This is a genomic window from Peribacillus sp. YIM B13482 (assembly GCF_042787975.1).
Lineage (GTDB): Bacteria > Bacillota > Bacilli > Bacillales > DSM-1321 > Peribacillus > Peribacillus simplex_A.
This window is the reverse complement of sequence record NZ_JBHZPF010000006.1, coordinates 18,948-33,997: the sequence shown is the minus strand read 5'-3', so window position 1 is coordinate 33,997 and position 15,050 is coordinate 18,948. Positions and strand designations below refer to the sequence as shown.

The window sequence follows — 15,050 nt, the reverse complement described above, 5'->3', positions numbered from 1 at the left end:
TACAGATGAAATGCTGGATTTGTGGCATATGCTTGAAATTTTCGTAGCAGGAATGGGTATTTTGGGTATAAATACATAGATATCGTTAAAAATGAAACACTTATGAAAGCAATTTTAATGATAAATGCTCCTGTCTTATCATATCTATACATGGAGGTTCGAAAAATGAAAGAAACAAAAGTAAGTGTAATCGGTGCTGGGCTTGCTGGAAGTGAAGCGGCGTGGCAGTTAGCTAAAAGAGGAATCAAAGTCGATCTATACGAAATGCGCCCGGTAAAACAAACGCCAGCACATCATACCGATAAATTCGCTGAACTTGTTTGTTCCAATTCACTTCGGGCAAATACGTTAACAAATGCGGTTGGTGTCTTAAAAGAAGAAATGCGTATATTGGATTCGGTCATCATGTCCGCAGCAGATGCTTGTGCTGTACCGGCTGGCGGTGCTTTAGCTGTCGATCGCCATGAATTTGCCGGTCTTGTGACGGAAAAGGTCAAAAATCATCCCAATGTAACGGTCATTAATGAAGAAGTGACGGAAATTCCGGAAGGCCCTACCGTCATTGCAACAGGACCACTTACAAGTCAGTCACTATCTGACAGCTTAAAGCAAATCATGGATGAAGAATACTTGTATTTCTATGATGCTGCCGCTCCAATTCTTGAAAAAGACAGCATCAACATGGATAAAGTATACTTAAAATCCCGCTACGATAAAGGGGAAGCAGCTTATTTGAACTGTCCGATGACGGAAGAGGAGTTTGACCGCTTTTATGAAGCATTGATTGCTGCCGAGACAGTCCCACTTAAAGAATTTGAAAAAGAAATCTTTTTTGAAGGTTGCATGCCGATTGAAGTAATGGCATCACGTGGGAAGAAAACGATGTTATTTGGTCCATTGAAGCCTGTCGGATTAGAAGATCCGAAAACAGGAAAGCGCCCTTTTGCAGTAGTTCAATTGCGCCAAGATGATGCGGCAGGAACACTCTACAACATTGTTGGTTTTCAGACACATTTGAAATGGGGGCCGCAAAAAGAAGTATTGCAGCTCATACCTGGATTGGAAAATGCGGAAATTGTCCGTTATGGAGTTATGCATCGCAACACTTTCATAAACTCACCTAATGTTCTGAAGCCTACGTACCAATTCAAAAATCGGGACGATTTATTCTTTGCAGGTCAGATGACTGGCGTCGAAGGTTATGTAGAATCGGCAGCATCAGGACTGGTTGCAGGTATCAATGCTGCAAGGATCGTCCAAGGGTTGGAGCCCGCCATTTTTCCTGCTGAGACGACAATGGGCAGCATGGCAAGGTATATAACATCGACAAATGGAAAGAGCTTTCAGCCGATGAACGCCAACTTCGGATTGCTTCCAGACCTTGAAGTGAGAATCAAATCAAAAAAAGAACGGAACGAAACACATGCTAAACGCGCTTTGGACACAATTCAGAACTTTGTGAAAAATTTGTAAAATATTTGCCTGCTGTTTTAAAGTATGATACTATTTATTAGCCTTTGCGAGGTGTTTCCATGATTAATCAAAAAAAGGCATTATCATCCTTCATCGAATATTTACAAATTGAAAAAAACAGTTCACATTACACCATTGAAAATTACAAACGTGATATTCACGAATTTTTCCTGTTCCTAAATGAACAGGGTATCATCGATATCACGTCTGTTGAATATTTTGATGTCCGGTTGTTTTTAACGAATTTATATGAGAAAAAACTTTCTAAGCGCACTGTAGCAAGAAAAACTTCTTGCTTGCGGAGCTTTTATAAATTTTTATTACGTGAAGGTGATGTGAAGGATAATCCTTTTTCTCTTGTTTCTTTACCTAAAAAGGATCAAAGACTGCCACGTTTTCTATATGAGAAGGAAATGAAACAGTTGTTTTCTTCTTTAAATAAAGATTCACCGATAGGAATAAGGAACAATGCATTACTGGAATTACTGTATGCGACAGGCATTCGCGTAAGTGAATGTTGTGAGATTAAATTGCAGGATATCGATCTTTCCTTAGGTACAGTACTGGTTCATGGAAAAGGAAAAAAAGATCGCTACGTTCCGGTTGGTAGATATGCTCAAGAAGCGATAGATATATACATACGTACAGCCAGGATGGAAATGACTTCGTCTGACGCCAAAGCGAATGTTTATTTATTTGTTAATTTTCGTGGAGACCCTCTGACACCTAGGGGAGTTCGCTATATATTGAATGAATTGATTAAAAAGTCAGCCGCAGATGGAAGTCTTCATCCCCATATGCTAAGGCATTCCTTTGCTACACACCTATTGAATAATGGGGCGGACATTCGCACGGTTCAGGAATTGCTTGGTCATTCTAAAATTTCATCAACGCAAGTGTATACGCATGTTACAAAAGACCAATTAAAAAAAGTCTATAATGCAACACATCCGCGGCCTTAAATGTTGAAAGGGGACACTTTATGACAACGATATTTGCAGTGCATCATAAAGGTGAATGTGCCATGTCCGGTGATGGGCAGGTTACTTTAGGAAATTCAGTAGTGATGAAGCATACAGCAAGGAAAGTAAGAAAAATCTTTAAAGGTAATGTTCTTGCAGGTTTTGCAGGTTCTGTTGCAGATGCATTCACTTTATTTGAGATGTTCGAAGCTAAGCTTGAAGAGTATAATGGCAATCTTCAGCGTGCTGCCGTCGAAATGGCAAAGCAATGGAGAAGTGACAATGTACTGAGAAAGCTGGAAGCCATGCTGGTCGTGATGGATAAGAACCATTTACTGCTCGTTTCTGGTACCGGGGAAGTAATTGAGCCGGATGACGGGATTCTCGCCATAGGATCTGGAGGGAATTATGCACTGGCTGCCGGCAGGGCATTAATGCGGTTTTCAAGTGACCATTTATCGGCAAAGGAAATCGCTCAATCATCTTTACAAATTGCAGCGGAAATTTGTGTATTTACGAATACGAATATAATCGTGGAAGAGTTGTAAGGAGGAGCGCAAATGTCAAAAAAAGCTAATTTAACACCGAGGCAAATCGTTGAAAAACTGGATCAGTATATCGTTGGGCAGGGTGAAGCAAAACGGGCAGTGGCAGTGGCTCTTCGGAATCGCTACCGACGTTCCCTTCTCTCGGACCAACTTCGTGATGAAGTCGTTCCGAAGAACATATTAATGATTGGACCGACAGGCGTTGGGAAAACAGAAATAGCTCGGAGAATGGCTAAATTGGTAGGTGCTCCTTTTATAAAAGTTGAAGCAACGAAATTTACGGAAGTCGGATATGTCGGCCGGGATGTGGAGTCCATGGTTCGTGATTTGGTGGAGACTTCCGTTCGCCTCGTGAAGGAAGAAAAGATGGCGAGCGTAAAGGAACGGGCAGAAGAAAATGCAAATCGCCGTTTAATAGAGCTATTAGTGCCATCAACAAAAAAACAGAGTAATTTCAAGAATCCTCTTGAAGTCTTTTTTGGAGGCAATAACAATCAAGACGAACAGGATTCGGAAGATAATTCCGAAGATTTAAGTTTGCAGGAAAAAAGGAAAATCGTCGCCGAAAAGCTGGCTAATGGTGAGCTGGAAAGTGAAATGATTACGGTTGAAGTGGAAGAACAGGCTGCTTCGATGTTTGATATGCTCCAAGGTTCGGGAATGGAACAAATGGGGATGAACATGCAGGACGCTTTAGGAAGCCTGATGCCGAAAAAAAGCAAGAAGCGCAAATTGAAAGTAAGTGAAGCGAGAATCGTTTTAACAAATGAAGAAGCGGCAAAATTGATCGATATGGATGAAGTCACTTCTGATGCAGTATACGGAGCTGAGCAAAATGGGATCATTTTCATTGATGAAATCGACAAAATTGCCAGTAAGCAGTCCGGAAGTTCATCAGCGGATGTTTCAAGGGAAGGTGTCCAAAGGGATATCCTGCCAATCGTCGAAGGCTCGACAGTCGTGACTAAATACGGTTCAGTTAAAACGGATCATGTCTTATTCATTGCGGCAGGGGCCTTCCATATGGCTAAGCCCTCCGACCTTATCCCTGAATTACAAGGTAGATTCCCGATCCGTGTAGAGTTGAACAAACTGACAGTAGATGACTTTGTAAGGATTCTTCATGAACCGGATAATGCCTTGTTAAAACAATATGTTGCTTTGTTAGAAACAGAAGGTATAGAAATTGAATTTTCTGACGATGCTGTTCGTAAGATAGCTGAAGTGGCCTTCGAAGTGAATCAAAACACAGACAATATTGGTGCAAGAAGACTTCATACCATTTTAGAACGGCTGCTTGAAGACTTATCTTTTGAAGCACCGGAAATTACGATGGAGAAGATTACAATTACTCCCCAATATGTCGAAGGAAAGCTTGGTTCTATCGCCCGGAACAAAGATTTAAGCCAGTTTATCCTTTAATTAAGAAACAATGGCAATAATTTGCCTAGCATGAAAATAAAATTACGGAAATACAACTTCATAGTTATTGTGAACCATGGTATTTTTAGGAGGAACAAATCAAATGAACTTATTAGCAAAAACAAGAAAAATCAATGCAATGCTCCAAAAAGCAGCAGGTAAAGCAGTTAACTTTAAGGAAATGGCTGAAAGTTTAAGTGAAGTTATCGAAGCAAATGTATTCGTCGTCAGCCGCCGTGGGAAATTACTAGGCATAGCGGTAAGTCAGCAAATCGAAAATGAACGCATGTACAAAATGTTGGAAGATAAACAATTCCCTGAAGTGTACACAAAAAACCTATTTAATATTCCCGAAACATCTTCCAATCTTGATATCGAAAGCGAATACACTGCTTTCCCAGTTGAAAACAAAGAGCTTTTCGCAACGGGATTAACAACTATCGTACCGATTATGGGTGGGGGAGAACGTTTAGGAACATTGGTTCTTGCTCGATTACAAGAAAAATTTCATGATGATGATTTAATTTTGGCTGAGTATGGCGCGACAGTGGTAGGTATGGAAATCCTTCGTGAAAAGTCAGAAGAGATTGAAGAAGAAGCTCGTAGTAAAGCTGTTGTTCAAATGGCAATTTCCTCGTTATCGTACAGCGAATTGGAAGCTATTGAGCACATTTTTGAAGAGCTTAAAGGTAATGAAGGTCTGCTTGTAGCTTCAAAAATCGCAGACCGTGTAGGCATCACTCGATCCGTAATCGTTAATGCGCTTAGAAAGCTAGAGAGTGCAGGAGTAATTGAATCACGCTCTCTTGGAATGAAAGGTACTTATATAAAAGTATTGAACGATAAATTCCTACTTGAATTAGAAAAGCTTAAAAATAATTAACAAACAAAAAAGGCAGTCCTTTAAATAGGGCTGCCTTTTTTTGTGTGCGTATATTGGGGTAAGTTGTCTAGGACTGAAAAGCTATGGTGGAGAGCGAAAGGAAGGAAGAAAAAAGAGGTAATTCGGAATAAAGATCTTAAATGGAAATGTGAATATATGCGTGGTTTTTTATGAAAAGGTAAATATATAATTATAACTTTTGAAATATGCAAACAGTAATAATAGAACGGGACGGCCTTTCTTTATGATAAGAGGAATTTGTCGAATGGACCGCCATTTTGAAAAAAGTGTTTTTAACAAAAAAGGACATGTACCATTTGTTTTTTAATAATCCTTTATTTTAAAGGGTGGAATCAGGTGAGTGGAAATAATTACTTGAAATTAATCATTAAAATTAGTTCTAAAGTATCAGGTATATTGGTTCGTTTTTCGATATGCTAAATAAGATAATACAAGTAAAATTTGGTTAAAGTGTAGAATGCACTAATAAAATGTAATATAAGGTAATGTTAATCCTTGAATAATACTAAGAAAAACGTCAGATTTGAGCAAAATGTGACATTTTTCGACCGTAATAGGTCTAAAGTCTTTGTGTTTTTATGGACTTAGTTATTATGTTTCTTTAAAATTAAACCATAAATGAATTGGGTTAATTTATTGATAAAGCAACTATTTACTAAATATTGAAAGAGGTGATCGATATGGAACTATTTTCAAGTACTTTTCAATCACTAGAAAATGCTCTTAATTATTCTAATACAAAACAAAAAGTCATTTCACAGAACATAGCCAATTCGGATACGCCTAACTATAAAGCTAAAGAGGTCGACAAAACACAATCATTTAAAGCAGAGCTGGGATCTTCCCTAAAGTCATATCGGACCGATGAAAGACATTATACCTTCAAATCAGAAGGGGGTCATGCTTCTCCCAACGTATTTCAGAAAAATGTCCAATATAACAATAACGGAAATAGTGTGGACGTTGATAAGGAAATGACGGATCTTGCTGCAAATCAGATTTATTATAATGCAGTCTCTGATAGGCTTTCAGGAAAGTTTCAATCATTGGAGAATGTAATTAGAGGAGGTAAGTGATGGGAATCTTCCAAAGTATGAACATGGCTGGATCTAGCTTGACCAGTCAAAGGTTAAGGATGGATGTAATCTCTGCGAATATGGCAAATGCCGATACGACCAGGGCGGAATATGACGCGGAGTTGAAAACATGGAAGCCATACACAAGAAAAGCGGTAGTGCTGCAAAGTAAGGAAGAAGGTTTTTCAAGCTTCTTAAACGCAGCATCCGGAAAAACTAGCGGGATAGGGAATGGAGTAAAGGTGACTGGAATAGTAAAGGACAGAACACCCTTTGAACTGGATTACAATCCGGAACACCCTGATTCCAATGAAGATGGTTATGTTGAAATGCCGAATGTCGACCCACTTAGGGAAATGGTCGATTTAATGAGTGTAACACGTTCATATGAAGCAAATGTAACAGTTTTAAATGCATCAAAGGGAATGATGATGAAAGCGTTGGAAATCGGAAAATAACAGTTTGAAAGGAGAGTGTTGATATGGAGGGGATTTCTCTTTCGGCAGTGAATAATGCAGGTAATGTGCTGAAAAAAGATCAGAACAAGACTAATACACCATACGAATCACAGCGGAATTTTGCGTCCGTATTAAAAAAATCAATAAATAAAGTTAACGAAACACAAATGGCATCAGATGACCTTACGACCAAACTGGTTAATGGAGATGATGTTGAGCTGCATTCGGTGATGATAGCTTCACAAAAAGCCAGCATTACCATGCAGGCTACATTAGAGGTTCGGAATAAGGTTGTAGAAGCCTACCAGGAAATGATGAGAATGAGCATATAGCATTCATTTTTAAACCTCATTAATATAGAGAAAAAATGATCAGGGGGAAAACGAATCTCCCACTCATAAATTCATAGACTGACCGGGGGATTTAAATGAATGAAGTAATAGAGTTTAAAAATAAAGTGGCTGCTTACTGGATGAGCCGCAGTAAAAAACAAAAAATCATGATGATTGGATCAGCAGCATTGATTATCATCATCATTACGGCTGTTTCACTTTTAACCACGCGTACGACGCTGGTGCCCCTATATTCAAATTTAACTCCATCGGAGACAGGGAGCATCAAAGAAAATTTGGACAGTAAAGGGATTAAAAACGAAGTTTCTGAAAATGGTACGACCATAAAGGTTCCTGAAGAAAGCCTGGATTCACTTAAAGTGGAACTGGCAGCTGAAGGAGTTCCGGACTCGGGGAGTATCGACTATTCTTTTTTTAGTCAAAGTGCTGGTATCGGAATGACTGAAAATGAATTCAACGTCATAAAACTGGACTCGATGCAAACGGAATTGGCCAGTTTAATAAAAAAGATTGATGGAGTAGAAGATGCCAGCGTAATGATCACTCTTCCTGATAAAGGAGTTTTTGTCAGTGATACGACTGGGGAAGCGTCCGCATCCATTGTATTGAAAACGAAATCCGGTTATAAATTTGAAGAAAGTCAAATCAACTCCCTTTATCATCTGGTCTCAAAAAGTGTACCGAATCTTCCTACAGATAATATCGTCATTATGAATCAAGAATTTGAGTACTTTGACCTTGAAAATGAAAATTCATCTTTCGCGTCCGCATTTGCTACTCAAAATCAAATAAAAAAAGAAATAGAACGCGATATTCAAAGACAGGTACAAAATATGCTTGGAACGATAATGGGTAGAGACAAAGTTGTTGTTTCTGTCACGACAGACATTGATTTCACTCAAGAAAACCGAGAAGAGAATTTAGTCGAACCGGTCGATGAAGAAAATATGGCTGGAATCGAGATTTCTGCGCAAAGGATCAATGAATCGTATAGTGGGGACGCTGCAGGTGCAGGAGGCGTTCCGCAAAGTGAGGATTCCTCAGATTCATTGGGAACCCAATATGCTGAAGGCACAAACGGTTCCGGTGATTATGAAAAAGTGGATGAAACGATAAATAGTGAAGTGAACCGAATCAAGAAGGAAATAGTCGAAAGCCCGTATAAAGTTAAGGATTTAGGTATTCAGGTCATGGTCGAACCGCCCACCGCTGACGATCCGAATTCTTTAACTCAACAGAGTGTGGATGATATCACACAAATCCTTGGTACGATAATACGAACGACAATCGAGAAAAAAGCTGAAGGGGAAGAACTTACGGACGAGGAGCTTAATAATAAAATTGCAATTTCCGTTCAACCGTTTAACGGAAAAATGACGTTGCCAATAGAGGAAACGAGTCCATTGTTACCAATATGGGCATACATCGTCGGTGGAGTGCTAATACTTGCCATTATCATTCTCTTAATCTTATTCTTCCGTTCCCGAAAGCAAGTTGAATTGGAAGAGGAATACGTGGTCGAAGAAGAGGAAGTTGCATTCGATCTTCCTGATTTAAACAAAGAGAAGGAAACGGAAGCATCTTTAAAAAGAAAACAACTTGAGAAACTTGCAAAAGAAAAGCCAGATGAATTTGCAAAATTATTAAGAAGCTGGATAGCAGAAGACTAGGAGGCTTTAGAAAGTGACCGATAGAAAAAAAAAGGCCAGATTGACTGGCAAACAAAAAGCTGCCATCCTCCTTATTTCCTTAGGGCCGGATGTTTCTGCATCCGTTTATAAGCATCTTTCTGAAGAGGAAATTGAGAGATTGACCCTTGAAATTTCTGGGGTGAGAAAAGTGGACTCCCATGATAAAGAAGAAATTCTGGAAGAATTCCATAATATTGCTTTAGCACAGGATTACATCTCTCAGGGCGGGATAGGATACGCAAAGCAGGTACTTGAAAAGGCACTTGGCTCTGATCAGGCAACTGCGATCATTAACCGGTTAACATCTTCCTTACAGGTTCGTCCATTCGATTTTGCACGAAAAGCGGATCCTGGACAAATCTTGAATTTCATCCAGAACGAGCATCCGCAAACTATTGCATTAATCTTATCCTATCTTGATCCTGCACAGGCTGGACAAATATTGTCTGAACTTCCGCAAGAGGTGCAGGCCGATATTGCAAGAAGGATTGCTTTGATGGATGGCACGTCGCCAGAAATCATCAATGAAGTGGAGCAAATACTCGAAAGGAAACTTTCTGCGACCGTGACCCAAGATTATACACAGACTGGTGGAGTAGAAGCGGTTGTAGATGTGTTGAATGGTGTGGATCGCTCGACGGAACGAACGATTTTGGAAGAACTCGAAATTCAAGATCCAGAGCTTGCCGAGGAAATCAAGAAACGCATGTTTGTTTTTGAGGATATCGTGACACTTGATGGCAGAGCGATTCAGCGCGTAGTCAGGGAATCTGATAACGAAGACCTTAAACTTTCTCTTAAGGTGGCAAGTGATGAAGTGAAGGAAATCGTTTTCCGAAACATGTCAAAACGTATGGTCGAAATGTTCCAGGAAGAAATGGAATATATGGGGCCTGTACGTTTGCGTGATGTAGAAGAAGCACAATCGAGAATCGTTGCTGTTATTCGCCATTTGGAAGAAACTAGGGACATTGTGATTGCCCGCGGCGGAGGGGATGATATCATTGTCTAGGATTATAAAATCCCAGCAAGCTCATCAGGAGAAAAGCAAAAAGATAGCGATAAAAGTTCGCACGTTTGACTTTCTTCAAAATGAAAATGCAGATGAGGGGATAAACCTTCAACATTTTCAATCTGATCAATTTCAGAGGGATGCTAAACAGGAAGCCGAAAGGTTATTACTGGATGCTAAACAAAAAGCCCAAGCGATAGCTGCTGAAATCCAGCAAGACCGAGAACATTGGGAGAATCAAGAAAAAGTGATGTTTATTGAACAAGCTCAAAAGGAAGGGTATCAGCAAGGAGTCGAAGGTGGCTTCCAAAAGGGTTATAACGAGATTGCAGGGGATATAGCTTTTGCAAAAGAAGTGGTGGAGTCCTCTAAAAAAGATTATCGTCAACATATCGAATCATCTGAAACCGTTATTTTGAATCTTGCCGTGAAGGTCGCGGAGAAAATTATCGGGCACCAGCTTGAAAAAGATGAAGAGTCTTTTTTATCCATTGTCAAGAGAGCCATCAAAGAGGCGAGGGATTACCGTGAAGTGCAATTGCATATCCATCCGGTCCAATATCAATCGATTCTATCTCATAAGGAAGAGTTGATTGCAATCTTTCCAAAAGATACTGAGTTGTATATCTTTCCGGATGATGAAATTGAAGAAAACAGCTGTATTATCGAATCAGAAAATGGAAGGATAGATGCCAGTGTCAACAGTCAGCTGCAGGAAATAAAAGTGAAACTAACTGAGCTGCTGTGGGAGGGGAGTAACGATGAAAACTAGAGACCTATTGCCCTTAGTTGATGAGGTTGATTCATTCAAACATTATGGACGGGTCAAACGTGTCGTAGGGTTAATGATAGAATCTCAAGGCCCTGAAAGCTCTGTTGGCGACGTTTGTTATATCTATACAGGTATACAAAAAAAGAAAAACCGAATATTAGCCGAAGTTGTCGGTTTCCGTGATGAAATGGTTATTTTAATGCCATTTACAGCTGTTAGTGATATAGCACCGGGATGTATCGTGGAAGGAAGCGGACGGAGCCTTGAGATAAAGGTGGGAGGAGGGCTCATTGGCAAGGTAGTCGATCCATTGGGACATCCCATTGATGATTCATTGCTCCCAAAGGGTCTAGCTACCGTTCCTGTGGATCAAGATCCGCCAAATCCGATGAAACGCCCTCCCATTAATGAGCCGATAGATGTAGGAGTGCGTGCGATTGATAGTTTATTAACAGTTGGAAAAGGTCAACGTGTTGGTATCTTTGCTGGGAGCGGTGTTGGGAAAAGTACATTGCTTGGCATGGTAGCAAGGAATACGACGGCTGACTTGAACGTAATCGGTCTTGTTGGAGAACGTGGACGTGAAGTTCGTGAATTCATTGAGAAAGATCTTGGACCAGAAGGGCTGGCACGATCAATCGTTGTTGTGGCGACATCTGATCAGCCAGCGTTGATGAGGATAAAAGGTGCTTTAACGGCAACTGCCATCGCTGAATATTTTCGTGATAAGGGATTGAACGTGATGCTGATGATGGATTCGGTCACGAGGGTCGCAATGGCCCAGAGGGAAATTGGGCTTGCTATCGGGGAACCGCCGACGACCAAAGGTTATACGCCCTCCGTTTTTGCCATCCTTCCAAGATTACTCGAAAGAACGGGAACAAATCAGCTGGGTACCATTACAGCGTTTTATACGGTTCTAGTCGACGGTGATGATATGAATGAGCCGATTGCTGATGCTGTCAGGGGAATATTGGATGGTCACTTCATACTAGATCGTAACTTAGCCAATAAAGGACAGTTTCCAGCGCTCAATGTCTTGAAGAGTATAAGCCGTGTCATGAACAATATTGTTGGGGACATACATAAAAGTTCCGCAGAAAAATTACGGGCAAGTTTATCAACCTATATGGAGTCAGAAGATTTGATTAATATAGGAGCGTATAAGAAGGGCTCTTCCAAACCAATTGATAACTCTATTACACGCTATCCTGAGATCATTTCATTTTTAAAGCAAGGCACCCATGAAAAAGCTCCAAAGGATAATAGTATTAACGCCCTTGTCGATTTGATGGGGAAAGGTGATTAGTTATGATTTATCAATATAAATTCGAGAAGATCCTGAACATCAAGGAAAAAGAAAAAAAAGATGCACTAGCTAAATATAATACTGCGTTAAAAAAATTTGAAGAAGTGGCAGAAAGGTTATATAAGCTTTTAAAGAAAAAAGAAGAGTTGCTTGAATTTCAACAGGAAAAGCTGCGAAATGGATTATCCGTTCAGGAAATTCGCCATCATCAGTTATTTATGGACAACTTGGAAAAACTCTTAAGCCATTGTCAACAGGAAGTCATTGAAGCTCGATACAAGATGAATGTTCAACGGGATTTATTAATGGATAGAAATATTGAGGTTAAAAAGTACGAGAAAATGAAAGAAAATGATTTTCTTAAATTCCTTGATGTCTTAAAGGAAGTCGAGAATAAGCAAATGGATGAAATTTCTATCCGGCAATTCTTAAGCAAAGGCGTTAGGTGATAGAATGCGTAAAAAAAGTGAATCTAATGGATTGGAAGAATTGGAAAAAAGCAAGATAAGTAAGTTCCAATGGTTCCTTGTCATCTTCATTTCTTTAATCTTTGCGGTAACTGTAGCGTTGATCGTTTTTACAGTTGCAGGTGTCAATGTTGTGGAAAAGGCCAAAGGAATGTCTGAGAAAATACCCTTCATTGAATCAAATCATAAGAATGAAGAGAAAGGTAATCCAGCCAAGGAAAATGAGAAAGTTTCGATGAAGCTCGAAAAATTAGAAACTGAGATTGAAAACAAGAAAAAAGAGATAGACAAGCTTGAGGGCATCATTGATAAACGTGACAAGGCCATTTTAAAGGCAGGAGCGGAAAAACAGCAGCTTCAAACTGAAATGAATCAACTTAAGGATAGTCAGAATGGTAGTAAACAGGCGTTCAAAAATATAATCCGCACTTATGAAACCATGGCTCCTAAGAAGTCTGCACCTATCATTACTGAAATGAATGATGATGACGCAGTGGAGATTCTCTCAAGTATGAAAGCAGCCACTTTAGCTAAGGTATTGGAGCAAATGACAACGGCTGATGCTGCAAGGTTAACTAAGAAACTAACGGAACAAAGTCCTTAAGAGAAGAGATTAAGGAGGTGAATAATATATGAATTCAGCCATTAATTCTTTACTCCCCTTGGCATCATTAAGTCAAAAGGCACCAATTAAACAAAATCAGCAAACCAATTCCGGGTTTGGTTCAGTCCTTCAATCCTCCTTAGTGGCAGAACCTCCCGCTCCAGCGGATATAGGCGACATCACTGAAGGACGATTGTCTTTTATAAAGGATTTGCTTGGTTTTCTGAAACTTGAAAGGTTAAGTGATAAAGGGAAAGAGAGTATTGTTGAAGATATTTCTGTAAACAACCATGAAGAATTCAGCACCCTTCTATTACAGGTACTAAAAAATGTAGCCGGCAAAGATGAGGGTGCCCTTAAGGATTTCTTTGCGAGCATAGAGGAAATGGATGTAGAACAAGAATTGGATGACTTCAGCATGAATCCACAAAGTTTGTTATCTGCCAATGTCATGGAACTGTATACAATTCTAAAAAAGGTTACTGTATTGAATGAAGAAGAATGGCATGAGCTCCCACTATCTGGTGTGGTGAATCTTTTGAAACTGGCTAGGATTCAAGATCTTCTTTCAGAGAGTAAGGATATGACACAAGATGAAGCGGCCATCCAGAAACAAATGAAAAACCTGCTTGAAGGGATAACGGGGAAACTGGATAAAATGTTGTCCAATCAGTCAGAACCAAAATCAGAATATGGTCAATCCAACATTTCGGAAAAAGGGCAAAATAAAACAATAGAAACATTGAAAAACCCACACTTGCAATTATCTGGGAGTGACAAGGTAAGTAAAGACAGGACAATAACCAGCAGTGTGACTTTGCAAAATGCGGATAGCGGTGACCATCAAGGTTCAGGTATGCCTTTTCTCATGACTAAGTTGGAGCAATTCGTCTTGACTGCTTCCATAGGTAAGCAAATTGTCAGTCATGAAGAGTTTGTTAAACAATTTGAAAATATTTTGAGTAAGGCGAATTTTAGCGGAAAAAACGGTGTAAATAAACTGTTGATCAGATTGAATCCTGAACATCTAGGGTCACTTAGAATCGAGTTGATTCAAAAGGATGGTATGCTGTCAGCCAAGATTATGGCTACTACTTCTCAGGCCAAAGATATGCTGGAGAAACAGATTCATGGCTTAAAACAAGCCTTTAGCGGTCAAAATATTCAAATTGAAAAAATTGAAATATCACAGGCCTTCAATGCTTTTAACCCCGAGAAATTCAGCCAGAAAGATGCGGATGAACAAAATAAACAACAAGAGAGTAAGGAAGAAAGCAATGACGAGACGGATAGTGAGTTTATGGGATCCCTTGCCGAAGCGCTGTTAAATCTGGAAGTGTAGGTGTTAAAATGACGACCATTGATACGTCACTATTATTATCAAAATTTCAAACTGAAAACAGAAAAAACGGGGATGCATTAGGAAAGGATGATTTCTTGAAATTGTTGCTTACACAGCTTCAAAACCAAGATCCGTCAAATCCGATGGACAACACGGAATTCATCGCCCAAATGGCCACTTTTTCATCTCTAGAACAGATGATGAATATGGGAGCCCAAATGGAAGAAATAATCGGGATCAGTCAACAAAATAGTATCATGAACTTTAACTCCTTTGTCGGTAAGGAAGTCACTTGGCATAAATTGGATGGGGGCGATGGTGATCTTGCGGTAGAAGAAGGAACAGGCATCGTGAAGTCGATCCAATATAAAGGTGATGGTGTTTATTTCATTTTAGAAGATGGCACAAAGCTTGTACCCGCCAATATTTCACAAATGAAACAAACAAGTTCCACGGTAAATAGCTTAACGACGGCAAGTGAATTAATAGGCAAACGTGTTTCCTGGATGGATGAAAAAAATGGAGAGTCATCGGCTGTCGTTATCGCTGTATCCTTGAATAATGGCAGGCTGCAAATTGAAGTGGATGATGAAAGCAACACCAAGCTATCATCAGAGCAATTGATCAAAATCGCTGAAGCTTAATAGGCGGGAATAT

At 39.7% G+C, this 15,050-nt stretch carries 16 protein-coding genes; all 16 read left to right on the top strand.

The genetic code is table 11. The features are described from left to right. Positions 1 to 165 precede the first annotated feature (165 nt). The 16 genes from trmFO to flgD all read left to right on the top strand — a co-directional run bounded on the left by trmFO (position 166) and on the right by flgD (position 15,037). A complete protein-coding gene (trmFO, locus tag ACFX4L_RS05325) occupies positions 166 to 1,473 on the top strand; it encodes an FADH(2)-oxidizing methylenetetrahydrofolate--tRNA-(uracil(54)-C(5))-methyltransferase TrmFO (protein WP_061462399.1) in 1,308 nt (435 codons plus the stop codon). 59 nt (positions 1,474 to 1,532) lie between these two features. Then, positions 1,533 to 2,435, top strand: a complete 903-nt coding sequence (xerC, locus tag ACFX4L_RS05320) for a tyrosine recombinase XerC (RefSeq protein WP_284471289.1) — start codon at positions 1,533 to 1,535, stop codon at positions 2,433 to 2,435. A gap of 20 nt (positions 2,436 to 2,455) precedes the next feature. Further along, positions 2,456 to 2,983 carry an HslVU peptidase proteolytic subunit gene (gene hslV / locus ACFX4L_RS05315; protein WP_054396900.1) on the top strand — a complete coding sequence of 176 codons (528 nt, stop codon included), beginning with the start codon at positions 2,456 to 2,458 and terminating at the stop codon, positions 2,981 to 2,983. A 12-nt stretch (positions 2,984 to 2,995) separates the two neighbouring features. Next, positions 2,996 to 4,405, top strand: a complete 1,410-nt coding sequence (gene hslU / locus ACFX4L_RS05310; RefSeq protein WP_061462401.1) for an ATP-dependent protease ATPase subunit HslU — start codon at positions 2,996 to 2,998, stop codon at positions 4,403 to 4,405. A 103-nt stretch (positions 4,406 to 4,508) separates the two neighbouring features. After that, positions 4,509 to 5,288, top strand: a complete 780-nt coding sequence (codY, locus tag ACFX4L_RS05305; RefSeq protein ID WP_053345318.1) for a GTP-sensing pleiotropic transcriptional regulator CodY — start codon at positions 4,509 to 4,511, stop codon at positions 5,286 to 5,288. 701 nt (positions 5,289 to 5,989) lie between these two features. Further along, positions 5,990 to 6,385 (top strand): flagellar basal body rod protein FlgB, encoded by a 396-nt coding sequence (flgB, locus tag ACFX4L_RS05300; protein ID WP_284471288.1) that lies wholly within the window; start codon positions 5,990 to 5,992, stop codon positions 6,383 to 6,385. Beyond that, positions 6,385 to 6,843, top strand: a complete 459-nt coding sequence (gene flgC / locus ACFX4L_RS05295; RefSeq protein WP_284471287.1) for a flagellar basal body rod protein FlgC — start codon at positions 6,385 to 6,387, stop codon at positions 6,841 to 6,843. The genes flgB and flgC overlap by 1 nt, the downstream gene beginning before the upstream one ends. Before the next feature lie 23 nt (positions 6,844 to 6,866). Beyond that, entirely contained in the window at positions 6,867 to 7,175 is a 309-nt protein-coding gene (fliE, locus tag ACFX4L_RS05290; RefSeq protein ID WP_377404129.1) for a flagellar hook-basal body complex protein FliE, read from the top strand. 95 nt (positions 7,176 to 7,270) lie between these two features. Further along, a complete protein-coding gene (gene fliF, locus ACFX4L_RS05285; protein WP_377383071.1) occupies positions 7,271 to 8,866 on the top strand; it encodes a flagellar basal-body MS-ring/collar protein FliF in 1,596 nt (531 codons plus the stop codon). A gap of 13 nt (positions 8,867 to 8,879) precedes the next feature. After that, a complete protein-coding gene (gene fliG, locus ACFX4L_RS05280; protein ID WP_377404126.1) occupies positions 8,880 to 9,899 on the top strand; it encodes a flagellar motor switch protein FliG in 1,020 nt (339 codons plus the stop codon). Further along, positions 9,892 to 10,671 carry a flagellar assembly protein FliH gene (fliH, locus tag ACFX4L_RS05275; protein ID WP_377404123.1) on the top strand — a complete coding sequence of 260 codons (780 nt, stop codon included), beginning with the start codon at positions 9,892 to 9,894 and terminating at the stop codon, positions 10,669 to 10,671. The genes fliG and fliH overlap by 8 nt, the downstream gene beginning before the upstream one ends. Next, positions 10,661 to 11,980, top strand: a complete 1,320-nt coding sequence (gene fliI, locus ACFX4L_RS05270) for a flagellar protein export ATPase FliI (RefSeq protein WP_089362466.1) — start codon at positions 10,661 to 10,663, stop codon at positions 11,978 to 11,980. The genes fliH and fliI overlap by 11 nt, the downstream gene beginning before the upstream one ends. A 2-nt stretch (positions 11,981 to 11,982) precedes the next feature. Continuing rightward, positions 11,983 to 12,429 (top strand): flagellar export protein FliJ, encoded by a 447-nt coding sequence (fliJ, locus tag ACFX4L_RS05265; protein ID WP_089362467.1) that lies wholly within the window; start codon positions 11,983 to 11,985, stop codon positions 12,427 to 12,429. Between the two features lie 4 nt (positions 12,430 to 12,433). Then, positions 12,434 to 13,051, top strand: a complete 618-nt coding sequence (locus ACFX4L_RS05260; RefSeq protein WP_377404120.1) for a MotE family protein — start codon at positions 12,434 to 12,436, stop codon at positions 13,049 to 13,051. A 28-nt stretch (positions 13,052 to 13,079) separates the two neighbouring features. Continuing rightward, the gene (locus tag ACFX4L_RS05255) at positions 13,080 to 14,393 is read left to right on the top strand and encodes a flagellar hook-length control protein FliK (protein ID WP_377404117.1); all 1,314 of its coding nucleotides are present in this window, start codon (positions 13,080 to 13,082) and stop codon (positions 14,391 to 14,393) included. An 8-nt stretch (positions 14,394 to 14,401) separates the two neighbouring features. After that, positions 14,402 to 15,037: a flagellar hook assembly protein FlgD gene (flgD, locus tag ACFX4L_RS05250; RefSeq protein WP_284471279.1), complete on the top strand. Its 636-nt coding sequence runs from the start codon at positions 14,402 to 14,404 to the stop codon at positions 15,035 to 15,037. Positions 15,038 to 15,050 lie beyond the last annotated feature (13 nt).

Coding starts and splice junctions, on each gene's coding strand:
- trmFO (WP_061462399.1), top strand. CDS start 166: ATGAAAGAAACAAAAGTAAGTGTAATCGGTGCTGGGCTTGCTGGAAGT.
- xerC (WP_284471289.1), top strand. CDS start 1,533: ATGATTAATCAAAAAAAGGCATTATCATCCTTCATCGAATATTTACAA.
- hslV (WP_054396900.1), top strand. CDS start 2,456: ATGACAACGATATTTGCAGTGCATCATAAAGGTGAATGTGCCATGTCC.
- hslU (WP_061462401.1), top strand. CDS start 2,996: ATGTCAAAAAAAGCTAATTTAACACCGAGGCAAATCGTTGAAAAACTG.
- codY (WP_053345318.1), top strand. CDS start 4,509: ATGAACTTATTAGCAAAAACAAGAAAAATCAATGCAATGCTCCAAAAA.
- flgB (WP_284471288.1), top strand. CDS start 5,990: ATGGAACTATTTTCAAGTACTTTTCAATCACTAGAAAATGCTCTTAAT.
- flgC (WP_284471287.1), top strand. CDS start 6,385: ATGGGAATCTTCCAAAGTATGAACATGGCTGGATCTAGCTTGACCAGT.
- fliE (WP_377404129.1), top strand. CDS start 6,867: ATGGAGGGGATTTCTCTTTCGGCAGTGAATAATGCAGGTAATGTGCTG.
- fliF (WP_377383071.1), top strand. CDS start 7,271: ATGAATGAAGTAATAGAGTTTAAAAATAAAGTGGCTGCTTACTGGATG.
- fliI (WP_089362466.1), top strand. CDS start 10,661: ATGAAAACTAGAGACCTATTGCCCTTAGTTGATGAGGTTGATTCATTC.
- fliJ (WP_089362467.1), top strand. CDS start 11,983: ATGATTTATCAATATAAATTCGAGAAGATCCTGAACATCAAGGAAAAA.
- ACFX4L_RS05260 (WP_377404120.1), top strand. CDS start 12,434: ATGCGTAAAAAAAGTGAATCTAATGGATTGGAAGAATTGGAAAAAAGC.
- ACFX4L_RS05255 (WP_377404117.1), top strand. CDS start 13,080: ATGAATTCAGCCATTAATTCTTTACTCCCCTTGGCATCATTAAGTCAA.
- flgD (WP_284471279.1), top strand. CDS start 14,402: ATGACGACCATTGATACGTCACTATTATTATCAAAATTTCAAACTGAA.